This window comes from Terrabacter sp. P5_B1, assembly GCF_056400505.1.
Genome location: NZ_JBFULD010000245.1, coordinates 1 through 6,472, shown reverse-complemented (window position 1 = coordinate 6,472; position 6,472 = coordinate 1). Strand labels below are relative to the sequence as shown.

At 70.3% G+C, this 6,472-nt stretch carries 6 protein-coding genes; 2 read left to right on the top strand and 4 right to left on the bottom strand.

The window, feature by feature from the left end; translation table 11 throughout:
* Positions 1–323 (bottom strand): helix-turn-helix domain-containing protein (locus AC1DP0_RS16050; protein ID WP_478086009.1); only part of this gene is annotated, 323 nt, incomplete at its 3' end.
* A 4-nt stretch (positions 324–327) separates the two neighbouring features.
* Positions 328–1,614 carry a cupin domain-containing protein gene (locus AC1DP0_RS16045; protein ID WP_478086007.1) on the bottom strand — a complete coding sequence of 429 codons (1,287 nt, stop codon included), beginning with the start codon at positions 1,612–1,614 and terminating at the stop codon, positions 328–330.
* A gap of 81 nt (positions 1,615–1,695) precedes the next feature.
* On the opposite strand from AC1DP0_RS16045, the gene AC1DP0_RS16040 reads away from it, so the two are divergent.
* Together AC1DP0_RS16040 and fahA are read left to right on the top strand one after the other, a co-directional pair.
* Positions 1,696–2,577 (top strand): hypothetical protein, encoded by an 882-nt coding sequence (locus tag AC1DP0_RS16040; protein WP_478086005.1) that lies wholly within the window; start codon positions 1,696–1,698, stop codon positions 2,575–2,577.
* Positions 2,574–3,809: a fumarylacetoacetase gene (fahA, locus tag AC1DP0_RS16035; protein ID WP_478086003.1), complete on the top strand. Its 1,236-nt coding sequence runs from the start codon at positions 2,574–2,576 to the stop codon at positions 3,807–3,809. Before AC1DP0_RS16040 ends, fahA begins: the two co-directional genes overlap by 4 nt.
* A 37-nt stretch (positions 3,810–3,846) precedes the next feature.
* Here fahA and AC1DP0_RS16030 read toward each other — a convergent pair whose 3' ends face one another.
* A complete protein-coding gene (locus AC1DP0_RS16030; RefSeq protein ID WP_478086001.1) occupies positions 3,847–5,409 on the bottom strand; it encodes a DHA2 family efflux MFS transporter permease subunit in 1,563 nt (520 codons plus the stop codon).
* Between the two features lie 161 nt (positions 5,410–5,570).
* The gene (locus AC1DP0_RS16025; RefSeq protein WP_478085998.1) at positions 5,571–6,425 is read right to left on the bottom strand and encodes an RDD family protein; all 855 of its coding nucleotides are present in this window, start codon (positions 6,423–6,425) and stop codon (positions 5,571–5,573) included.
* Between the last annotated feature and the right edge of the window lie 47 nt (positions 6,426–6,472).

Below are 6,472 nucleotides of genomic sequence, written 5' to 3'. Positions count from 1 at the left end.
TGCGCCGTCGCGCCGACGGCGTCGGCGAGCTCGCGCAGCACGGGTCGGGCCTCGCTGCGCACGATCGGTGTCACGGCGGAGGCGAGGCGGCTGATGCCGAGCGCGAGACGGACCCGCCCGTCGGTCGCCCGCGAGACGAGGTGGTGCTCCTCGAGCGTCGTGACGAGGCGGTAGACGACGGGTCGCCCGACCCCGAGCCGGGCCGCGAGCTCGGTGATCGTCAGGCCCGTCGACTCCCCACCCTCGGCGAGGGTCTCGAGCACGCGGATGCCGCGGTCGAGCGTCTGGGAGGACTCTCCTCGCGGCGCCGCGGGACCGGGCACCCGGTCAGCCCTCGGAGTGCGCGCCGCCGGCCGAGGCCGAGCGCCCCGCACCCTTGGACCACGACATCGCGTAGAGCCCGTCGTCGACGGCGAGGCCGCCCTCRCCGAGCTCGAGCGGCCGGAACGTGTCGACCATGACGGCGAGCTCGTCGAAGGCCTCGATACCGATCGAGCCCTCCGTCGCACCGGGCTGGGGCCCGTGCGCATGGCCTCCGGGGTGCACCGAGACCGACCCCTTGCCGATGCCGGAGCCCTTGCGAGCCTCGTAGTCGCCGTCGACGTAGAACATGATCTCGTCGCTGTCGACGTTCGAGTGGTAGTACGGCACGGGGATGGCGAGCGGGTGGTAGTCGACCTTGCGGGGCACGAAGTTGCAGATGACGAAGTTCCAGCCCTCGAAGACCTGGTGCACCGGCGGCGGCTGGTGGATGCGGCCGGTGATCGGCTCGAAGTCACGCACGTTGAAGACGTACGGGTAGAGGCAGCCGTCCCAGCCGACGACGTCGAGCGGGTGGAAGGGCAGCGTGTGGATCGTGCCGACGACGCCGCCCGGGCCGTTGCCGCGATGCTTGATGTAGACGTCCGTCTGCTCATCGGGGCCGGCGCCGACGTCCTCGGCGAGGAGCGGACCCTCCGGCTGGCGGAGATCGCGCTCGCAGTAGGGCGCGTGCTCGAGGAGCTGGCCGTACTTGCTGAGGTAGCGCTTCGGTGGCGCGATGTGGCTGTTGGCCTCGATGCAGTAGGCGCGGAGCGGCTCGTCGTCGGACGCCCTGGGGATCCAGCGGTGCGTCGTGGCCCGGGGGATGATGACGTAGTCGCCCTCCCCCACCTCGATGGCACCGAAGACCGTCTCGACGCGCGCAGCGCCGCGCTCGACGTAGACGCACTCGTCGCCGATGCCGTTGCGGTACCACGGGCTCGCTTCTGCGGCAACGGCATACGAGATGCGCACGTCGCCGTTGCCGAGGACGAGGCGGCGACCCGTCACGACGTCCGCCTGCGCGACGGAGCCGGCTTCGAAGAGGTCGTGCAGCTTGAGGTGGCGCGGCGTCAGCGGGTGGTTCGGCGTCGTCGACTGGTCGGGCAGCTCCCACACCGCGGCGCCGATCGTCGTCGACGGGATGTTGCGGTGGTAGAGCAGCGAGCTGTCGGAGCTGAAGCCCTCCTCACCCATGAGCTCCTCGTAGTAGAGCTCGCCCGGCGCCGAACCCTCCGCCGAGCCCTCCGCCGGACGCCGGTGCTGGGTGTGCCGCTTGCGCGGGATGCTTCCGACCGCCTGGTAGTGGGCCATGGGCGAGAGCCTCTCCTCGAGCGCGTCCGATGAGCGGACGCGGGTGTATCGCTATTGCAACAGTGGAGTACGCTCCGGGTCATGTCAAGGACGCCTTTCGCGCCGCTCTTCGACCGCCTCGTCGACGACGCCGCGGTGTTCCCACCGGGTCTGGCACCGCTCGACGTGGCCGTGCGGGAGCACCTCGACCGACGCGAGGGGGCGTATGCCGCCCACATCGGTCCGCTGCTCGTGCCCGCGAGCGCGGCGGACGAGCTCACGACCCTCGCTGCCGTTGACCCGCGGACGCTGTCCACCCCACTCGAGGTCAGTCTCGTCGTGCGGCCCGGGAGCCCGACGGCCCCACTCACCGAGGCCCTCACGATGCTCCGTGACGACACCAGGGTCCTCGTCACGGCCGCCGAGCTCGGCTGGTCGGACGACTGGCGGCAGGTGCTCGCCGCCGGGGTCCCCGTCGTCGTCGAGGTCGGCCTCGGTGAGCAGCAGGCGCGCGGACTCGACGACATCGCAGCCGCCGTCGACGAGGAGCATGACGTCACGGTGAAGTTTCGCACCGGCGCGACGCCCATGTGGGGCTGGCCGGACGAACGGGTGCTCGGCGGCTTCCTCGACGCCGTCGTCCTGCACGGGCTGAGCTTCAGGCTGACGGGCGGACTGCACCACGCCGTCCGGGGCAGCCACGGGGGCGCGCCGATGCACGGCCTGCTCAACGTCCTGCTCGCCACGCACGAGGCGCTGCACGGGGCGGAGGCCCACGAGCTCGCCGGCGAGCTCGGGCGGCGCGACACCGAGGTGCTCGTCACCGCCGTCGCGTCACTCGGCACCGACGAGGCCGAGCGCATCCGCGCGAGCTTCACGGCCTACGGCTGCTGTGGTGTGCTCGACCCCCTGACCGAGCTCGAGGCGCTCGGGCTCATCACCGTGACCGACGCGACGACCGGCACGAAGGAGGAGCACCGGTGACCACCTGGCTCGATGTGCCCGACGACCACCCCTTCGGCACCGACAACCTGCCCTACGGCGTCTTCAGCACCGCCGGCGACCCCATCCGTCGGGTCGGCGTGCGCATCGGTGACCAGGTGCTCGACGCCGGAGCCGTCGCTGCCATCGGCCGGGATGCCGGACTCGTCGGCGACGGGCCCGACCTCGCGACCGCGTGGCAGACGCCGAGCCTCAACGCGTTCCTGGCGCTCGGACGTCCGGTCTGGACGACAGCACGCGACTGGCTCACGGAGATCCTCCGCGACGAGGTCCACCGTGACGGGGTCACACCCCACCTGCACCCGCTCGAGGAGGTCGTGCTGCACCTGCCGATCGAGGTCGCCGACTACGTCGACTTCTACGCGAGCGAGGACCACGCGAGCACCGTCGGGCGCATCTTCCGTCCCGACAACGCCGCCCTTCCGCCGAACTGGAAACACCTGCCGATCGGCTACCACGGCCGCGCGGGCACCGTCGTCGTCACGGGCACCGACGTCGTGCGTCCCACCGGCCAGCGCAAGGGCCCGAAGGACCCCACGCCAGTCTTCGGTCCGAGCATCCGCCTCGACATCGAGGCCGAGCTCGGCTACGTCGTGGGCGGCGCGACCGCCCTCGGCACACGCGTCTCGGTCGACGAGGCCGGCGACCACCTCTTCGGCGTCGTCATCCTCAACGACTGGAGCGCCCGCGACATCCAGGCCTGGGAGTACGTCCCGCTCGGACCGTTCCTCGGCAAGTCCTTCGCGACGTCGGTCTCGGCGTGGGTCACGCCCATGGAGGCCCTCGTGTCGGCCCGTGTTCCCCTTCCGGGACAGTCGGACCCGGAGATACTGCCCTATCTGCGCGGGGACGCGTTCGGGCTCGACGTCCACGTCGAGGTGGCCCTCAACGGCACCGTCGTCTCACGCCCCGAGCACGCCGGGATGTACTGGTCGCCGGCCCAGATGCTGGCGCACCTCACCGTCAACGGCGCCTCGGTCCGCGACGGTGACCTCTTCGGATCGGGGACGATCAGCGGCCCGACGCGCGAGACCCGTGGCAGCCTGCTCGAGCTGACGTGGAACGGCACCGAGCCGCTGACGCTCGGGGACGGCTCGACCCGCGGCTTCCTCGAGGACGGCGACGTCGTGACGATGACGGCGTGGGCCCCCGGTCCCGGGCGTGCGCGCATCGGTCTCGGTGAGGTGAGCGGGACCATCCGCCCCGCCATCTGAGCCTCGCGTCGACGTCGGGCACGCCGATCGCGCCACCTCAGTGGACGATGGCCGCTGCCGTCTCGGGCTGGTCGTCGAGGTAATGCGAGTGCTCGTGCTTGCGCGGCAGGAAGGCAGCCGGGATCAGCGTGAGGGCGAGCAGGATCGCGGCGACGAGGAAGGTGCTGCCGAAGGCGTCGGCCGCGTCGGCCAGACCCTTCTGGACGGCGACCTGACCACCGACGGAGTTGACGAGCGCCGGGTTGTGCAGGGCCGCGATGGCCGGCCCCGCCAGGGCGGAGGCGCTGAGGTAGTTCGTGAAGACCACCGAGATGACGGCCACACCGATCGAGCTCGCGATCTGCTGCGAGATGTTGAGCAGCGTCGAACCACGGGCGACCTGGTGGCTCTGCAACGTCTTGAGCGCCGAGGTCATGAGCGGCATCATCGTGCCGCCCATGCCCAGACCCATGACGAAGAGCACCGGGATCATGAAGCCCCAGTAGGACGTGTCGGTGCCCACCTGCGTCAGCGCGAACATGCCGGCGGTCATCAGCAGCAGCCCGAACGGCACGATGCGTCCCACCGGGATCCGGTCTGACAGGGCACCCGCGATCGGCATCGTCACCATGGCTCCCAGGCCCTGTGGCACCATGAGGAAGGCCGCGTGGAGGGTGTCCAGGCCCCGCACCTGCTGGTAGTAGGTGGGAACGAGGAGCAGGCCCCCGAAGAAGGCTGCGGCGAAGAGGAACATGGTGATCGTCGCGGTGCTGAGGCGACGGTTGCGGAAGAGTCGCAGGTCGAGCAGCGGGTGCTTCGGGCGGAAGCTGTAGAAGACGAACGACACGAGCATGGCGAGCCCGATGCACAGCGGCACGAGCACCTTCCTCGACATGACGGTCCCCTCCCCCGGGATGGAGCTGATGCCGTAGAGGAAGAGCGCGAGGCCCGGGGACATCAGGAGCATGCCCACGAAGTCGAAGGACTCCGACGGCTCAGGGGCGTCAGAGGGCAGCGCCCACCACGCATACAGCGAGGCGACGACTCCGATGGGGACGTTGATGAGGAAGATCCAGTGCCAGGAAGCGACCTCGATCAGCCAGCCGCCGAGGATCGGCCCGAAGATCGGGCCCAGCAGCATGGGCACGCCCAGGATCGCCATGAGCCTGCCCATCCGGGCCGGCCCGGCGGCCCGCGTCATGATCGTCATGCCGAGGGGCATGAGCATGCCGCCGCCCAGACCCTGCAGGACGCGGAAGCCGATGAGCATCTCGATGGACCCGGCGGTCGCGCACAGGACCGAACCCAAGGTGAAGAGGACGACGGCCAGGATGTAGAGCCGCTTGGTGCCGAACCGATCGGCCGCCCAACCGGTCAGCGGGATGACCGTCGCGAGGGCAAGGGTGTAGGCCGTGACCACCCAAGCCACGGTGGAGTACGCCAAGGCCTTCCCCGGGGTCTCGGCGAACACGGTCTGGAAGGTCGGCAGGGCGATGTTGACCACGGTGATGTCGAGGATGGACATGATCGCCCCGAGCACGACCACGCCGGCGATCTTGAGGACCGGCCCGTCGATCTTGTCGGGGTAGTCGGTCAGTGCGGGGGCGGCAGGAGTGGACACGATGACTCCGGTTCGGACGGTGGTTCGTGGACAGGTGCGACGACGTGGCCGCGGGCTGCCCGGGCAGCTTTCATTGTCGCGCCGACCACTGAGGGCAGCGCAAGGGACTTATGCCGCCGGTACCGCGTCCTCATGCCGACCGGCCGTGCCGGGGGCGTCCGTCAGTGCTGCTTGCGCGGCTGCTTGCCCTCGACGACCTGCGTGCTCGCGACCTTGTCGTGCAGGGCCTGGCGCTTGTCGTCCCAGAGCGGCCACAGGCCGTCGAGCAGGAAGATGATGAAGTAGATGCCGCTGATGTACGGCACGAGCTGGATCGCCGAGAGCAGGCGCCGGCGGAGGGCCGTGACGACGTCGAGGGGGCCGGGGGCGTCTGTACGACGGACGCTGATGCCCAGAACCATCTTGCCGGGGGTCTGTGCGGTCGTCGTCCAGAAGGCGATGCAGTAGAGCGTCGAGAAGACCCACGTGACCAGCCCGGCCTTGACGGCCTCGCCGGCGATGTCGTTGATGAGCCTGGTCATCGCCGTCTGGTCCTGGGCCGCTGCCGCGTCCAGGGCCCGCTGGATCGAGGTCAGGTAGTCGGGCACGAACGCGCGGATGAGAAGGTAGGAGGCGATCCCGAGGATGATGCCGTCGATGAGCCACGCTGCGAAGCGCTTGCCCCATGGCGCGAGCGGGATGCCGTCGGCCGTGGTGCGGATGTTGTGCATCCACTGCGCGTTGGCCGGGGCCTGCTGGTAGTAGCCCTGCGGGGCCTGCTGCTGCGGGATCTGCGGCGCCTGGGACTGGCCCTGCCAGCCACTGCCCTGCGGCGTCGGCGTCGTGGCCGTCGGCGCGCCCGCTCGGTCGGACGGCACCTGCCCCTGGCCGCCCTGCTGTGGCAGGCCGATGGTGCTCTGCGACGCGGTCGGCGACTTCTTCGGAGCGGTGTGGTTCGTCCACGTCACGCCGTCCCAGTAGCGGAGCATGTCGGCGTTGCTGGGGTCGTCGTACCACCCGGAGGGCTGCTGGCTCATGGTCCAACTGTGCCACGACGGCGACCGACCGCGGGCCCGGCATGCCG

What these genes read in the sequence shown, in the direction of transcription:
- AC1DP0_RS16040 (WP_478086005.1), top strand. Translation starts at nt 1,696, where the DNA reads ATGTCAAGGACGCCTTTCGCGCCGCTCTTCGACCGCCTCGTCGACGAC.
- AC1DP0_RS16025 (WP_478085998.1), bottom strand. Translation starts at nt 6,425, where the DNA reads ATGAGCCAGCAGCCCTCCGGGTGGTACGACGACCCCAGCAACGCCGAC.